We start from the raw sequence: 15049 nt of genomic DNA, 5'->3' as shown, positions 1-15049 counted from the left end.
TTTCCATTGAGACGAAAATGCCGCAGCGCCCCTCTTTTCCTCGCGATTTAATTCACGGGGGGACGTCTTACATCTTGAGAAAATAAAATGAAACACATCATAGCCCCCATCGCGACAGCATTATTTCTCCTGAGCGGATGCGATAATGCGCAGACAACTGCGCCGCAACAACCCACGCCGGAGGTGGGAATTGTTACGCTGCAAGCCCAGCCGGTGCCGGTGGTCAGCCAACTGACTGGCCGCACTACCGCCTCGCTCAGCGCCGAAGTGCGCCCGCAGGTCGGTGGCATCATTCAGAAGCGCCTGTTTACCGAAGGCGATATGGTGAAGGCCGGGCAGGCCCTTTACCAGATCGATCCCTCCAGTTATCGCGCCGCCTGGAACGAAGCGGCGGCCGCGTTGAAGCAGGCCCAGGCGCTGGTGGTCTCTGATTGCCAGAAAGCCCAACGCTACGCGTCGTTGGTCAGAGATAACGGCGTCTCTCGCCAGGATGCCGATGACGTTGCCTCCGCCTGCGCCCAGGACAAGGCCAGCGTGGAGTCGAAAAAAGCGGCACTCGAGAGCGCGCGCATCAACCTGAACTGGACCACCGTCACCGCGCCGATTGCCGGGCGCATCGGCATATCCTCGGTCACGCCGGGAGCGCTGGTCTCTGCCGACCAGGATACCGCGCTGGCGACGATCCGCGGCCTCGACACCATGTATGTCGATCTGACGCGATCCGGTGTCGATCTCCTGCGTTTACGCAGGCAGAGCCTGGCCAGCAACAGCGATACCCTTAGCGTGACGTTAACCCTTGAAGATGGCAGTACCTATCCCGAAAAAGGGCGCCTGGCGCTCACCGAAGTCGCCGTCGATGAATCCACTGGCTCGGTGACCCTGCGCGCCATCTTCCCCAACCCGCAGCACGTCCTGCTGCCGGGAATGTTTGTCCGCGCGCGTATCGATGAAGGCATCATGAACGACGCGATCCTCGCGCCGCAGCAGGGTATCACCCGCGATGCCAAAGGCGACGCCACGGCGCTGGTTGTCAATGCCGACAACAACGTTGAGCAGCGTACCGTGCAAACCGGCGATACCTACGGCGATAAATGGCTGGTGCTGAGCGGTCTAAAAGCGGGCGACAAGCTGATTGTCGAAGGCACCGGTAAAGTGTCCCCCGGACAAGCGGTGAAGGCCGTTGCCGTCAAAAATAACGGAGGCAATGCCTGATGTTCTCCCGTTTCTTCGTGCGTCGCCCGGTCTTTGCCTGGGTGATCGCTATCCTTATCATGCTTGCCGGGGCGCTGGCGATCCGCACGCTGCCGGTGGGACAATATCCGGACGTCGCCCCGCCGGCGGTAAAAATATCCGCTACCTATACCGGAGCTTCCGCAGAAACCCTGGAAAACAGCGTCACCCAGGTTATCGAGCAGCAGCTCACCGGGCTGGATAACTTACTTTATTTCACCTCCACCAGCAGTTCGGATGGTACGGTGAGTATTACCGTCACCTTTGAGCAGGGAACCGATCCGGACACTGCTCAGGTACAGGTACAAAACAAAGTGCAGCAGGCGGAATCGCGTCTGCCGAGTGAAGTACAGCAATCTGGCGTAACGGTAGAAAAATCGCAAAGCAGTTTCCTGTTAATCCTCGCGGTGTATGACAAAACCAACCGCGCCACCAGTTCTGATATCTCCGACTGGCTGGTCAGCAATATGCAGGACCCGCTGGCGCGCGTGGAGGGCGTCGGCAGCCTGCAGGTATTCGGCGCCGAATACGCGATGCGCGTCTGGATGGACCCGACCAAACTCGCCTCTTACTCGTTGATGCCTTCCGACGTACAGTCGGCTATTGAGGCGCAGAACGTGCAGGTTTCCGCGGGTAAAATCGGCGCGCTACCGTCGTCCAATGCCCAGCAATTGACCGCCACCGTGCGCGCGCAGTCGCGGCTGCAAACTCCTGACCAGTTCAAAGCGATCATTGTAAAGAGCCAGTCCGACGGTTCGGTGGTGCGCCTGAGCGATGTCGCGCGGGTGGAGATGGGCAGCGAGGATTACACCGCTACCGCTAATCTGAACGGCCACCCCGCAGCCGGGATTGCGGTGATGATGGCACCCGGCGCCAACGCGCTGGATACCGCAACGCTGGTGAAAAGCAAAATCGCTGAATTCCAGCGTCAAATGCCGCAGGGCTACGATATCGCCTACCCGAAAGACAGCACCGAGTTCATCAAAATCTCGGTCGAGGATGTTATCCAGACGCTGTTTGAAGCGATTATTCTCGTGGTCTGCGTAATGTATCTGTTCCTGCAGAACTTCCGCGCGACGCTCATTCCGGCGGTAGCGGTACCGGTCGTGTTACTTGGCACCTTTGGGGTGCTGGCGCTGTTCGGCTACTCCATTAATACCCTGACGCTGTTCGCCATGGTGCTGGCGATCGGCCTGCTGGTGGATGATGCCATTGTGGTGGTGGAAAACGTCGAACGTATTATGCGCGACGAAGGGCTGTCCGCTCGCGAAGCCACCGAAAAATCAATGGGCGAAATCTCCGGCGCGCTGGTGGCGATCGCCCTGGTGCTGTCGGCGGTATTCCTGCCAATGGCCTTTTTCGGCGGCTCGACCGGGGTAATCTATCGCCAGTTCTCGGTGACGATTATCTCGGCGATGATGCTGTCGGTGGTGGTAGCGTTAACCCTCACTCCGGCGCTGTGCGGCGCGCTGCTAAGCCATTCCAAACCTCATGACAAAGGATTCTTCGGCGCCTTTAATCGCCTGTGGGGGCGTACGGAAGAGGGCTACCAGCGTCGCGTACTCGGCGGCCTACGCCGCGGCGCGGTGATGATGGGCGCTTACGCCTTGATTTGCGGGGCGATGGCGTTGGCGATGTGGAAACTGCCGGGCAGCTTCCTGCCGGTGGAGGATCAGGGCGAAATCATGGTCCAGTACACCTTGCCTGCCGGGGCGACCGCGGTGCGTACCGCCGAGGTGCGCCGTCAGGTGACCAACTGGTTCCTCACCAAAGAGAAAGCCAATACCGAGGTTATCTTCACCGTCGACGGCTTCAGTTTCAGCGGCAGCGGTCAGAATGCCGGTATGGCCTTCGTCTCATTGAAAAACTGGTCGCAGCGCAAAGGCGACGAAAATACCGCGCAGGCCATTGCGCTGCGCGCCAACAAAGAGCTGGGCGCGATCCGCGACGCCACCCTGTTCGCTATGACGCCGCCATCGGTGGACGGCCTTGGGCAAAGTAATGGCTTCACTTTCGAGCTGATGGCCAGCGGGGGTACCGATCGCGATAGCCTGATGAAGCTGCGCAGCCAACTGCTGGCCGCAGCCAATCAGAGCGGCGAACTGCAGTCGGTTCGCGCCAACGATCTGCCACAAATGCCACAGCTGCAGGTGGATATCGATAACAATAAAGCCGTCTCGCTGGGGCTGTCGCTCAGCGACGTGACCGATACGCTCTCCAGCGCCTGGGGCGGCACGTACGTCAACGACTTTATCGATCGCGGCCGGGTGAAAAAGGTCTATATCCAGGGCGAGAGCGACGCGCGCGCCGTGCCGTCCGATCTTGGTAAATGGTTTGTCCGCGGCAGCGATAACAGCATGACGCCGTTCACCGCGTTCGCCACCACCCATTGGGAATACGGCCCGGAAAGCCTGGTACGCTACAACGGCTCGGCCGCCTTTGAGATCCAGGGGGAAAACGCCGCGGGCTTCAGCTCAGGGGCGGCAATGGACAAAATGGAAAAACTGGCCGATAGCCTGCCGGCGGGCTCCACCTGGGCATGGAGCGGTATTTCGCTGCAGGAAAAACTGGCCAGCGGCCAGGCGATGAGCCTGTACGCCATTTCGATTCTGGTGGTGTTCCTGTGCCTGGCGGCGCTGTATGAAAGCTGGTCAGTGCCGTTCTCGGTGATCATGGTCATCCCGTTAGGCCTGCTTGGCGCGGCGCTGGCGGCCACGCTGCGCGGCTTAAGTAATGACGTCTATTTCCAGGTGGCGCTGTTGACGACCATTGGCCTGTCGTCGAAGAACGCCATTCTGATCGTTGAGTTCGCTGAATCCGCGGTGGATGAGGGCTATTCGCTCTCGCGGGCGGCGATCCGCGCCGCGCAGACCCGTCTGCGCCCGATTGTCATGACCTCGCTGGCATTTATCGCCGGGGTACTGCCGCTGGCCATTGCTACCGGCGCCGGGGCCAACAGCCGCGTGGCGATTGGTACCGGGATTATCGGCGGCACCCTGACGGCGACGCTGCTAGCGGTGTTCTTCGTCCCGCTGTTCTTTGTGTTGGTGAAGCGTCTCTTTACCCGCCCACGTCCTTCTCAGGAGTAAGTTATGTTTCGTTTGAGTTTAATGTTTATCGCGCTCCTGACCGCGGGCTGTGTCTCTCTTGACCCGCACTACGAGCGCCCGGCCGCGCCGGTGCCGGCGACCCTTCCCGGTGCACACGGCGAATCAACGGCGGTGGTCGGCGACTGGCAAAAAGTGGTCAATGATGCGCGGTTAAAAAAAGTGGTCAGCATAGCGCTTAATAGCAACCGCGATGTGCAAAAAGCATTGGCCGATATTGAAGCCGCTCGCGCCCAGTATGGCGAAACGCGCGCATCGTTGTTTCCCACCGTCGATGCCGAGCTGAGCCATACCCGCAGTAAAACGATCGCCAGCGGCTTAAGTTCTACCTCGCAGGCTGACGGCGCGGTCTCGAGCTTCGAACTGGACTTGTTCGGCAAGAACCAGAGCCTGTCTCGTGCGGCGCGAGAAAGCTGGCTTGCCAGCGAATTCACCGCGCAAAATACCCGACTGACGATGATTGCCGATTTGACCACCGCCTGGGTGACGCTGGCGACGGATAATAGCAATCTGGCGCTGGCGCAGCAGACGATGGATAGCGCGGAGAACTCGCGCAAAATCGTCGCTCGCCAGATGGCGGTGGGCACCGCCTCCGCCGGTGATTTAAGTTCGGCGGAAAGCGTCTATCAGCAGGCGCGAGCCAGCGTCGCCAGCTACCGTACGCTGGTGGCGCAGGATAAAAACGCCATTAACCTGCTGGCGGGGGAAACCGTGCCGGAGAGCCTGCTGCCCGGTACGCTGGAGAGCCTGGGGGATAACAGCATCGCACTGGTGCCGGCGGGGGTATCATCATCGGTACTGTTGCGCCGGCCGGATATTCAGGAGGCGGAACATAATCTCAAGAGCGCTAATGCCGATATCGGCGCGGCGCGAGCGAACTTTTTCCCCTCCATTTCGCTGACCGCCAGCGCCGGGGTCGGCAGCGATTCGCTATCGTCGCTGTTTAGCCATGGCATGCAGGTGTGGTCGTTCGCCCCGTCCATCAGCCTGCCGCTGTTCACCGGCGGCAGTAATCTGGCGCAGCTACGCTATGCGCAGGCTGAGAAAAAGGGGCTGATTGCCACCTACGAGAAATCCATTCAGAGCGCCTTTAAGGACGTTGCCGATGCGCTGGCGCGCCGGGTAACGCTGAGTGAACAGCTCGATGCCCAGCAGCAGTATGTTGCCGCCGAGCAGAAGTCGCTGGATATCGCGATGAAGAGTTATCAGGCCGGGGTCGGCGACTATCTGTCGGTGCTGACCGCCCAGCGGACGCTGTGGTCGGCGAAGGCGACGCTGCTGTCGCTGCAGCAGACCGACCTCAATAACCGCATTACGCTCTGGCAATCGCTGGGCGGCGGCGCCAGTTAATGTTCCTCTTCGGACGCGTTATAGCACCTTAATCACTCCTGGCACATGCGTTAACTCCAGGTTGCGGTAATAAAATATTCCACCTTTATTACCGCAATATCTCTGGCTATACCTACAATTCTCCTATTATCCCAAGCGTATTAATCGTGATACTCTTCACATGAATGGAATAAAAAATTCCTTATACTGCGCGCAACTGAGAATAACGAGGTTTTTATGAGTATCGACCTGAGCAAACTGCTGACCGAGCGACGCAACGCCAACAGCGCCAACATTGACACCCTCTCCACTGTCGACATGCTGACGGTGATAAACCAGGAAGATCAGCAAGTGGCGCAGGCGATAACGCCTTACTTGCCGCAGATAGCGGAAGTCGTGGATAAAGTGGCGGCGGCGCTGCGGGCCGGGGGACGGCTGATTTACATCGGCGCCGGCACGTCGGGGCGTTTGGGTATTCTGGACGCCAGCGAATGCCCGCCGACCTTTGGCACCCGTCCGGAACAGGTGGTGGGGATTATCGCCGGCGGACATAAAGCGATTCTGAGCGCCGTGGAAAACGTGGAAGACAATAAAGCGCAAGGGGCGATGGACCTGCAGAACCTTAACTTCAGCAACCGTGATGTGCTGGTGGGGCTGGCGGCCAGCGGGCGTACGCCGTACGTCATTGGCGCGATGGAATACGCCCATAGCCAAAATGCGTTTGTCGCTATCGTCAGCTGTAACCCGCACGGTGAAATGGCGCAGCTGGCGGATGTCGCAATTACCCCGGTGGTCGGCCCGGAAGTGGTTACCGGATCGACCCGCCTGAAAGCCGGCACCGCGCAGAAACTGGTGCTGAACATGATCTCCACCGGGGCGATGATCCGCATCGGCAAGGTCTACAGCAACCTGATGGTTGATGTGGAAGCGACCAACGCCAAGCTGATTGAGCGCCAGGTGTCTATCGTGATGGAAGCGACCGATTGCGATCGCGCCACCGCGCAGAATACGCTGGATGCCTGCGGCCGCCACTGTAAGACGGCGATTGTGATGGTGTTGGCTGACTTAAGCGCCGCAGAAGCGCAGTCGCTGCTGGCGAAAAACAACGGTTATATCCGCAAGGCGCTAGGCAACACCTGAGCGCCGACAGACAGGTAACAGGCAATGGCAAAAATAACGAAAGAGATGATAGCGCGGATCCTGGCCCACGTCGGCGGGGCCGCAAACGTGGCGCAGGCGGGTAACTGCATGACGCGCCTGCGCTTGACCCTGCGCGATGAAAGCCTGGCCGATAGCGCCGCCATTCGCCAGATTGACGGCGTGATGGGGGTTATCGTCAGCGATGAACAGTTCCAGGTGGTATTAGGCCCCGGCAAGGCTCAGACCGCCGCGGAAATGATGAACGGCCTGATGGATGCGGCGCCGCAGGCAGCCGCCTCGCTGGCGGATGTGGCGGCGGAAAAAAAGCAGGCGCTGAAGAGTAAGCAGACCAGCGGGGTACAGAAATTTCTTGCGAAGTTCGCCACTATCTTTACGCCGTTGATCCCCGGATTCATCGCCGTCGGGCTGCTGCTGGGCTTTGCTACGCTGGCGGAACAAATCTTCGTGCTGGAGAACGCGCACCCTAACGCCAGCCTGGTGGCGCTGATTGGCTACATGAAGGTATTCAGCAAAGGGATGTTTACCTTCCTGAGTATCTTGATTGGCTATAACGCTCAGAAAGCCTTCGGCGGTTCGGGCGTGAACGGCGCGATTATCGCCTCGCTGTTCGTGCTGGGCTACAACCCGGAAGCAACCAGCGGATTCTACGCCGGAATTTCGACCTTCTTCGGCCACGGTATCGACCCGCGCGGCAATATTATCGGCGTGCTAATCGCCTCGATTCTTGGCGCGTGGGTGGAGCGTCAGGTGCGGCGGATAATGCCCGCTAACCTCGATATGATCCTCACCTCGGCGGTGACGCTGCTGATTATGGGCGCGGTGACCTTTACGGTGATTATGCCGATTGGCGGCTGGCTGTTTACCGGTATGTCGTGGCTGTTCCTGCATCTTAACGGCAATCCGTTTGGCTCGGCGGTGCTGGCCGGGCTGTTCCTGCTGGCGGTGATGTTCGGCGTGCATCAGGGGTTTGTGCCGGTCTATTTTGCGCTGGTGGATGCGCAGGGCTTTAACTCGCTGTTCCCGATCCTGGCGATGGCCGGGGCCGGGCAGGTGGGTGCGGCGCTGGCGCTGTTCTGGCGCGCGAAGCGCGATTCGCTGCTGCGAACCCAAATCAAAGGGGCGATTATTCCGGGCTTCCTCGGTATTGGCGAACCGCTGATTTACGGCGTAACCCTGCCGCGTATGAAACCGTTTATTACCGCCTGTATCGGCGGCGCCTGCGGCGGTTTCTTCGTGGGCCTGATTGCCTGGCTGGGGTTGCCGGTCGGCCTGAACACAGTGTTCGGCCCCTCGGGGCTGGTGGCGCTGCCGCTGATGACCTCCGGAAGCGGAATTTATGCCGGGATGGCGGTGTACGCCGGCGGTCTGGTGGTTTCGTATCTATGCGGTTTTGTCCTCACCTGGCTGTTCGCCAGCAAAAACGTCGACCTGAGTTAAGCGTATTTCCCCGGATATGGTTGCCCCGGTAAGCGTAAGCGCTACCGGGGAAGAGTCCCGGATATCGGCTAACGCCTCATCCGGGCTACGGTTGGGTATCCGGTTGGTAGCCCCGGTAAGCGTAAGCGCTACCGGGGAAGAGTCCCGGATGTCGGCTAACGCCTCATCCGGGCTACGGTTGGGCATTCAGTCGGTAGCCCCGGTAAGCTAAGCGCTACCGGGGAAGAGTCCCGGATGTCGGCTAACGCCTCATCCGGGCTACGGTTAGGCATTCGGCCGGTAGCCCCGGTAAGCGTAAGCGCTACCGGGGAAGAGTCCCGGATGTCGGCTAATGCCTCATCCGGGCTACGGTTGGGCATTCGGTCGGTAGCCCCGGTAAGCGTAAGCGCTACCGGGGAGCTGCTGGCCATCGCTTCATCCCGCGCTTAGACGATTTTCATCTTATTGATACCTTTTCGTGTTTAAAAATCGAGCACAAAATCGTTATAGTTTTGCTCGAAATATAATAATGATTTTCCATGGACTGACGGGGTACTAACAATGAAATGGCGTTTACGCACGGCGGCGGCAGTGATGCTGGCTGGCCTGCTGTTAGCGGGCTGTGACCAGAAGAATGACAATGCCAAACACATAAAAGTCGGCGTGATTAACGGCGCGGAACAGGATGTGGCGGAAGTGGCGAAGAAGGTGGCGAAAGAAAAATATGGCCTCGACGTCGAGCTGGTGGGCTTTAGCGGCTCGCTGCTGCCGAACGATGCCACCAACGCCGGGGAGCTGGATGCCAACGTCTTCCAGCATCGTCCCTATCTGGAACAAGACAACAAAGCGCACGGCTACCACCTGGTGGCCATCGGCAATACTTTCGTCTTTCCCATGGCCGGCTATTCGCGCAAGATTAAATCCGTTGCCGATATTAAAGATGGCGCGACCATCGCCATTCCCAACGACCCGACCAACCTCGGCCGCGCGCTATTGTTATTGCAAAAAGAGCAACTGATTACCCTCAAAGCGGGCACCGGCCTGCTGCCGACGGCGGTGGATATCACCAGCAACCCGCGCAACCTGAAAATTATGGAGCTGGAGGGCGCGCAGCTGCCGCGGGTGCTGGACGATCCGAAGGTCGATGTCGCCATTATCAGCACCACCTACCTGCAGCAAACCGGGTTATCGCCGGTGCGCGATGGCATCTTTATTGAAGACAAAAACTCGCCATACGTGAACATCATTGTGGCGCGTGAAGACAATAAAGACGCCGAAAACGTGAAAGAGTTTATGCAGTCGTACCAGTCGCCGGAAGTGGCGAAGGCGGCAGAAACCATCTTCAACGGCGGCGCGGTACCGGGCTGGTAATCATCTACGCTGCGCCATCAGGTGCAGTAGCGGCACCAGAGACAGCCCGTCCGGCATTTCGCCGCGGGCGATCAGCTGGTTTATCTCCTCGAAGGTAAACCAGCCGGTTTCCATCACTTCATCCTGATCTGCGTCCATGCCAACCCAGCTTAAATCGGTGGCGAGCCAGGTGATAAACAGCTGGTCGCTGCTGCCGTATGACGGGTTGTAGCGGATGATTTCCTCGGCGCGTTGCGCCTGCCAGCCGGTCTCTTCGCGCAGTTCGCGCAGCGCGGCGACGGCGGGCTCTTCGCCTTCATCGACACCGCCAGAGGGAATGGCCCACACCACCTTATCGATCAGATAGCGGTAATGACGAATCAGCAGCACTTTGTCATCCTGGAGCGCCACAATTCCGACCGCCGGGCGCGGGTAGTGAATGGAATAAAAGTCGCGCCGCTCGCCGGGGGCGACATCAATACCTACCTTGCGCATGCTGAACCACGGCGTCTCGGCGATGACCTGCGGGTTGTGCATATCGGCGGCGGTTAGTTTCTTCTTCATCCTGCCATTCCTGTAGAAAGTTTAACCTTCAGAACAACATAGCCGGCTGTGATTGGCAACCGTCGCAGGTTGGCCCGATTCCATCGATCATTGCCCAAACGCCCATATTGCGCCAGGCTGGTACTCAGTACGATGTTCGTCAGATTACCCCACAGAGGAACGCTAACATGAACATCACCCATATCCGCAATGCTACACAGATTATTGAATACGCTGGTAAAAAGTTCCTGATCGACCCTATGCTGGCTGACAAAGGCGCCTGGCCGGGCTTTCCCGGAACCGCGCGCAGCGAGCTACGTAATCCGCTGGTGGCGCTGCCGTTTTCCCGCGAAAAGATTATCGACGTTGACGCGGTTATCGTCACCCATACCCATGACGATCATTGGGACGAGGCGGCGATCGCGGCGATCCCGAAAGCCCTGCCGGTTTTCGTCCAGCATGAGGCCGACGCCGCGCTGCTGCGCAGCCAGGGATTTCAGGATATCCGCCTGCTGTCGGTAGACAGTGAATTTGCCGGCGTTAGTCTGCAGAAAACCACTTCCGGGCAACATGGCAGCGACCGTACCTACGCGGTACCGGCGATGGCTGAACGTCTGGGCGAGGCCTGCGGCGTGGTGTTCCGTCATCCGCAGGAGAAGACGCTGTGGCTGGTCGGCGATACCATCTGGCGTGATGAGATCGAAGCCGACATGCTGAAGCTGCGCCCGGATGTGGTGGTGCTTAACGCCGGTTACGCTCACGTTATCGGCTTTGGCCCGATCATCATGGGTAAAGAGGATCTGCTGAAGGCGCATTTCGCCCTGCCGGAAGCGAAAATCATGGCCATCCACCTGGAGGCGGTTAACCATTGTCTGGTGAGCCGCGAAGAGATGCGCCAGTACGTCGCGGATAATCAGATTGCCGGGGTAGTGAGTATTCCGCAGGATGGGGAAACCGTTGTTTATTAATCTGCTCAAGGGGAAGGGATGATGACATTAACCGACGTGGCGATTGTCGCCGTAGAGGGCTTTAGCCCGTTTCATTATGCCGTCCCCTGTATGCTGTTTGGCGATACGGTCTCGGAAACCAAACGTTTTAATCTGCAGATTTGCGCCGAACAGCCGGGATTACTCAGCGCCCGCGACGGCTTTGCGCTGTACGCCAGCGGCGATTTTACCGCGATGGAACAGGCCGATATCGTGGTGGTGCCCTACTGGGGCGAGGTCAACCAGCGCCCGCCGCAGGCGCTGATCGCGAGTCTGGTTCGGGCGCGCGATAACGGCGCGGAAATCGTCGGCCTGTGCCTCGGCGCGTTTGTCCTTGGCTACGCCGGGCTACTCGACGGTAAGCGGGCGGCGACCCACTGGGAGTTCGAGCAGGATTTCCAGCGCCTGTTTCCGCAGGTGCGGCTCGATATCAACGCCCTGTACGTCGATGACCAGAAGGTGATTACCTCGGCGGGGACCGCGGCGGCGCTCGATTGCTGCCTGTATATCATTCGCCAGCGTTTTGGCAGCCTCGCCGCCAACCAGATCGCCCGGCGGATGATCGTGCCGCCGCACCGCGAGGGCGGCCAGGCGCAGTTTATCGCCCAGCCGGTGCCGCGCAACACCCGCGATGCGCGGATGAACTGTCTGCTGGATTATCTGCAGCAGCACATTGCCGAACCGCATAATCTTGATTCGCTGGCCGAGGCGGTGGCGATGAGCCGCCGTACGCTGACCCGCCACTTCGCCCGGGCGACCGGGATGAGCATCGCCGACTGGTTGACCGCCGAGCGCCTGCGCCGTAGCCAGAGCCTGCTCGAAGCGGGGGATTTGCCGGTCGAGCAGGTGGCGGAAGCGGTGGGCTATCTTTCCGCCGTCACCTGGCGCCAGCAGTTTAAAGCGCGTTTTGGCGTCAGCCCGACGGAGTGGCGGCGGACTTTCCGCCGCGGCGTTTAGCCGGCGAGGGTCGAACTGTCGATCACGAAGCGATATTTCACGTCGCCCTTGACCATTCTTTCCCAGGCTTCGTTGATCTGATCGCCGCGAATCAGCTCGATATCGGCGACGATGCCGTGTTCGGCGCAGAAGTCGAGCATCTCCTGGGTTTCCGGGATACCGCCGATCATCGAGCCGGCAATCGAGCGGCGGCGGAAGATCAGATTGAACACTTCAGGCGACGGATGCGGCGTGGCCGGGGCGCCAACCAGCGTCATGGTGCCATCGCGTTTTAGCAGCGTGGTGAAGGCATCGAGATTGTGCGGCGCCGCCACGGTGTTGAGGATGAAATCGAAGCTTTTGGCGTGGGCCGCCATTTCGTCTTCGTTACGCGACACTACGACCTCATCCGCGCCCAACGCTCTGGCCGCGTCGCGCTTGGATTCGGAGGTGGTAAAGGCCACCACGTGGGCCCCCATGGCGTGGGCCAACTTGATCCCCATATGCCCCAACCCGCCGATGCCGACGACGCCGACTTTTTTGCCCGGCCCGGCGTGCCAGTGGCGCAGCGGCGAATAGGTAGTGATCCCGGCGCACAACAGCGGCGCGACGGCGGCGAGCTGCGCTTCGGGATGATTTATCCGCAATACGTAGCGTTCATTGACCACGATCTGCTGTGAATAACCGCCGAGCGTGTGCCCTGGCGCGTCCTGGGTCGGCCCGTTATAGGTCAGCACCATATGGTCGCAGTAGTTCTCTAACCCTTCAGCGCACTCCTCGCACTGCTTACAGCTATCCACCATACAGCCGACGCCCACCAGATCGCCTACGGCGTAACCTGAGACGGCATCGCCGACCGCCGTCACCCGGCCAACGATTTCATGGCCCGGCACGCAGGGATACAACGTCCCGACCCATTCCGCTCGCGCCTGATGGAGATCGGAATGGCAGACGCCGCAGTATGCAATGGCGATCTGCACATCTTGTGGGCCGGGTTCGCGGCGGGTGATAGACATCGATTCGAGCGGCTGGCTGGCGGAGTACGTACCTATAGCGTTGATCTGCATAGCATTACCTCTTGTGCAATAGCGTGATAAATCAAGCGGAAGGGGTGAGCGTTTTTTGCGCGGCAAGGGTAAGCGTAGCCTGGCTAAGGCAGGATGAGAAAAGCGCAGCTCGAAGGGTTAAAAAAGGCGCCTCACCGAGGTGAGGCGTTCGTGATATCAAGGCGCGATGGGTGTCAGATAATCCAGCCGCAGCGGCTCGGCGAGCAGGCTCTCCATCTGGCCGATAAAGGCCTGGAAGTAGGGCTGAGCGATATGCTCATCCAGCGCCTGTTGGTCGCGCCAGGACTCACGCATGTAGAAGGTACCCGGCGCGTCGCGCAGCTGAAACAGCGCGTAGTCGAGATTGCCCGGCTCCTCGCGGGTTGGCAGCAGCAGCGCCTGCAGCGCGTCGCGCAGGGCCTCGGTTTGCCCGGCTTTCGCCTTCAGAACCGCGATAAGCGCAATGGTGTCGTCGCGCATTTAGAAACCCTCCAGCACGATTTTGCCGACCGAGCGCCCGGTTTCCAGCTTAGCGTGGGCTTTTTGCAGATTGGCGGCGTTGATAGTGCCGTAGTGTTCGCCAAGGGTAGTGCGCAGCGTGTTATCGTCAATCAACGCGGCGACGCGGGTCAGTAGCTGATGTTGGGCGATCATATCATCCGTCTCAAACATTGAGCGGGTGAACATAAATTCCCAGTGCAGCGAAATGCTTTTCGCTTTCAGCGGCACCACGTCCAGGCTCTCCGGGTCATCAATCAGCGCCAGCTTACCCTGCGGGGCGAGCGCGGCGATCAGTTCGTTAAAGTGCTGATCGGTATTGGTCAGGCTGGCGACGTGGGTCACGGCATGAATGCCGATTTTCGCCAGTTCTTCAGCGAGCGGTTTGCTGTGGTCGATGACGTGATGCGCCCCGGCCTCGCGTACCCACTTCTGGCTTTCCGGGCGCGATGCGGTGCCAATTACTGTCATGTTGGTGAGTTTGCTGGCCAACTGGGTAAGGATAGAGCCAACGCCGCCCGCCGCGCCGACAATCAGCAGCGTATCGCCGGCGTTACCGCCTTCCTGCACGCCAAGGCGGTGGAACAGCAATTCCCAGGCGGTGATAGCGGTCAGAGGCAGCGCGGCGGCGGCGGCATTCTCCAGCGAGCGCGGCTTCAACGCCACGATGCGTTCATCAACCAGCTGCAGTTCGCTGTTGCTGCCGGGGCGGCCCAGCGCGCCGGCGTACCACACTTCATCGCCCGGCGTGAACAGCGTCACCGCATCGCCAACGGCTTTCACCACGCCAACCGCATCCCAGCCCAGCACCCGCGGGGTATCGGCATTAAATCCGGCGCGCACTTTGGTGTCGACCGGGTTCACCGAAATGGCTTTGACCTCGACCAGCAGATCGTGCCCCTGCGCCTGCGGATCCGGCAGATCGATATCGCGTAAAAAGGGGATGTTGTTGCCGTCGGCGGCGGCCTGGGTAATGGCAATGGCTTTCATAGGTTCTCCGATCTACAAAGAGGATTCATGGTGTGAATACGTCGAGGATAGACCGCTCTACCGTCGGGAAAAACGGCCCGGCGGCGATAACAGTTATATAAAAAAAGTGAAAATCGGCGACACCACCTATCCTGCGCCCGCCTGCCACTACAGATAAACAGTACGATGGTCAGGTACCAGGACCATGATGGTTCAACAATATAAATTACCATAAACATAGTGTTTCATATTTGAGAAAGTTACCTCCTCCATGTCGCAAATATTAATATCACTCCGGAAGAATAATAATATTGCGTTATGGCTCAAGGTTTATACCTTGACGTCCGACATCCTGCGTGCGATTTTTCTGCTATCAAATAATAAACAGAGTTTCATATTTGGAACAAAAATAAAATCATCATGCTATTTAATTAAGAGTTTCACCGCTGAGACAAAATAATAAGTCGATATTAATCGA

General features: G+C 59.1%; 12 protein-coding genes. 8 read left to right on the top strand and 4 right to left on the bottom strand.

Going from position 1 to position 15049, the window contains the following annotated elements:
- Positions 1-87 precede the first annotated feature (87 nt).
- The 6 genes from eefA to nlpA all read left to right on the top strand — a co-directional run bounded on the left by eefA (position 88) and on the right by nlpA (position 9614).
- Positions 88-1212, top strand: a complete 1125-nt coding sequence (eefA, locus tag PGR23_RS13070) for a multidrug efflux RND transporter periplasmic adaptor subunit EefA (RefSeq protein WP_396279298.1) — start codon at positions 88-90, stop codon at positions 1210-1212.
- Positions 1212-4319 carry a multidrug efflux RND transporter permease subunit EefB gene (eefB, locus tag PGR23_RS13065; RefSeq protein WP_396279299.1) on the top strand — a complete coding sequence of 1036 codons (3108 nt, stop codon included), beginning with the start codon at positions 1212-1214 and terminating at the stop codon, positions 4317-4319. The genes eefA and eefB overlap by 1 nt, the downstream gene beginning before the upstream one ends.
- A gap of 3 nt (positions 4320-4322) precedes the next feature.
- Complete coding sequence (gene eefC, locus PGR23_RS13060; protein ID WP_396279300.1) at positions 4323-5687, top strand: multidrug efflux RND transporter outer membrane subunit EefC; 1365 nt, start codon at positions 4323-4325, stop codon at positions 5685-5687.
- A 216-nt stretch (positions 5688-5903) separates the two neighbouring features.
- Complete coding sequence (gene murQ, locus PGR23_RS13055) at positions 5904-6806, top strand: N-acetylmuramic acid 6-phosphate etherase (RefSeq protein WP_320483227.1); 903 nt, start codon at positions 5904-5906, stop codon at positions 6804-6806.
- 24 nt (positions 6807-6830) lie between these two features.
- The gene (gene murP, locus PGR23_RS13050; protein ID WP_063416180.1) at positions 6831-8264 is read left to right on the top strand and encodes a PTS N-acetylmuramic acid transporter subunit IIBC; all 1434 of its coding nucleotides are present in this window, start codon (positions 6831-6833) and stop codon (positions 8262-8264) included.
- 540 nt (positions 8265-8804) lie between these two features.
- Complete coding sequence (nlpA, locus tag PGR23_RS13045) at positions 8805-9614, top strand: lipoprotein NlpA (protein ID WP_047047605.1); 810 nt, start codon at positions 8805-8807, stop codon at positions 9612-9614.
- Here nlpA and PGR23_RS13040 read toward each other — a convergent pair whose 3' ends face one another.
- Positions 9615-10157, bottom strand: coding sequence for an NUDIX domain-containing protein (locus PGR23_RS13040; RefSeq protein WP_047047607.1), 543 nt, complete (start codon positions 10155-10157; stop codon positions 9615-9617). It lies immediately after the preceding gene.
- A gap of 167 nt (positions 10158-10324) precedes the next feature.
- Between PGR23_RS13040 and PGR23_RS13035 the strand changes: the two genes are divergently transcribed.
- Together PGR23_RS13035 and PGR23_RS13030 are read left to right on the top strand one after the other, a co-directional pair.
- Complete coding sequence (locus PGR23_RS13035) at positions 10325-11104, top strand: MBL fold metallo-hydrolase (RefSeq protein ID WP_316422763.1); 780 nt, start codon at positions 10325-10327, stop codon at positions 11102-11104.
- A gap of 21 nt (positions 11105-11125) precedes the next feature.
- Positions 11126-12079 (top strand): GlxA family transcriptional regulator, encoded by a 954-nt coding sequence (locus tag PGR23_RS13030; RefSeq protein ID WP_396280081.1) that lies wholly within the window; start codon positions 11126-11128, stop codon positions 12077-12079.
- On the opposite strand, the gene PGR23_RS13025 is transcribed toward PGR23_RS13030, so the two are convergent.
- The 3 genes from PGR23_RS13025 to PGR23_RS13015 form a co-directional block, all read right to left on the bottom strand.
- Positions 12076-13125: an NAD(P)-dependent alcohol dehydrogenase gene (locus PGR23_RS13025; protein WP_396279301.1), complete on the bottom strand. Its 1050-nt coding sequence runs from the start codon at positions 13123-13125 to the stop codon at positions 12076-12078. The two genes, PGR23_RS13030 and PGR23_RS13025, sit on opposite strands and share 4 nt — an antisense overlap.
- 156 nt (positions 13126-13281) lie before the next feature.
- Positions 13282-13584 (bottom strand): putative quinol monooxygenase, encoded by a 303-nt coding sequence (locus PGR23_RS13020; protein WP_047047615.1) that lies wholly within the window; start codon positions 13582-13584, stop codon positions 13282-13284.
- Positions 13585-14592, bottom strand: a complete 1008-nt coding sequence (locus tag PGR23_RS13015; RefSeq protein ID WP_047078221.1) for a zinc-binding alcohol dehydrogenase family protein — start codon at positions 14590-14592, stop codon at positions 13585-13587.
- Between the last annotated feature and the right edge of the window lie 457 nt (positions 14593-15049).

Origin of the sequence: Klebsiella sp. 141162 (assembly GCF_050600755.1) — a bacterium.
In the GTDB taxonomy this organism is placed as follows: domain Bacteria; phylum Pseudomonadota; class Gammaproteobacteria; order Enterobacterales; family Enterobacteriaceae; genus Klebsiella; species Klebsiella aerogenes.
This window is presented reverse-complemented; position numbering and strand designations above follow the sequence as displayed.

Coding starts and splice junctions, on each gene's coding strand:
- nlpA (WP_047047605.1), top strand. CDS start 8,805: ATGAAATGGCGTTTACGCACGGCGGCGGCAGTGATGCTGGCTGGCCTG.
- eefC (WP_396279300.1), top strand. CDS start 4,323: ATGTTTCGTTTGAGTTTAATGTTTATCGCGCTCCTGACCGCGGGCTGT.
- murQ (WP_320483227.1), top strand. CDS start 5,904: ATGAGTATCGACCTGAGCAAACTGCTGACCGAGCGACGCAACGCCAAC.
- PGR23_RS13035 (WP_316422763.1), top strand. CDS start 10,325: ATGAACATCACCCATATCCGCAATGCTACACAGATTATTGAATACGCT.
- PGR23_RS13020 (WP_047047615.1), bottom strand. CDS start 13,584: ATGCGCGACGACACCATTGCGCTTATCGCGGTTCTGAAGGCGAAAGCC.
- PGR23_RS13040 (WP_047047607.1), bottom strand. CDS start 10,157: ATGAAGAAGAAACTAACCGCCGCCGATATGCACAACCCGCAGGTCATC.
- eefA (WP_396279298.1), top strand. CDS start 88: ATGAAACACATCATAGCCCCCATCGCGACAGCATTATTTCTCCTGAGC.
- murP (WP_063416180.1), top strand. CDS start 6,831: ATGGCAAAAATAACGAAAGAGATGATAGCGCGGATCCTGGCCCACGTC.
- PGR23_RS13025 (WP_396279301.1), bottom strand. CDS start 13,125: ATGCAGATCAACGCTATAGGTACGTACTCCGCCAGCCAGCCGCTCGAA.
- eefB (WP_396279299.1), top strand. CDS start 1,212: ATGTTCTCCCGTTTCTTCGTGCGTCGCCCGGTCTTTGCCTGGGTGATC.
- PGR23_RS13015 (WP_047078221.1), bottom strand. CDS start 14,592: ATGAAAGCCATTGCCATTACCCAGGCCGCCGCCGACGGCAACAACATC.
- PGR23_RS13030 (WP_396280081.1), top strand. CDS start 11,126: ATGACATTAACCGACGTGGCGATTGTCGCCGTAGAGGGCTTTAGCCCG.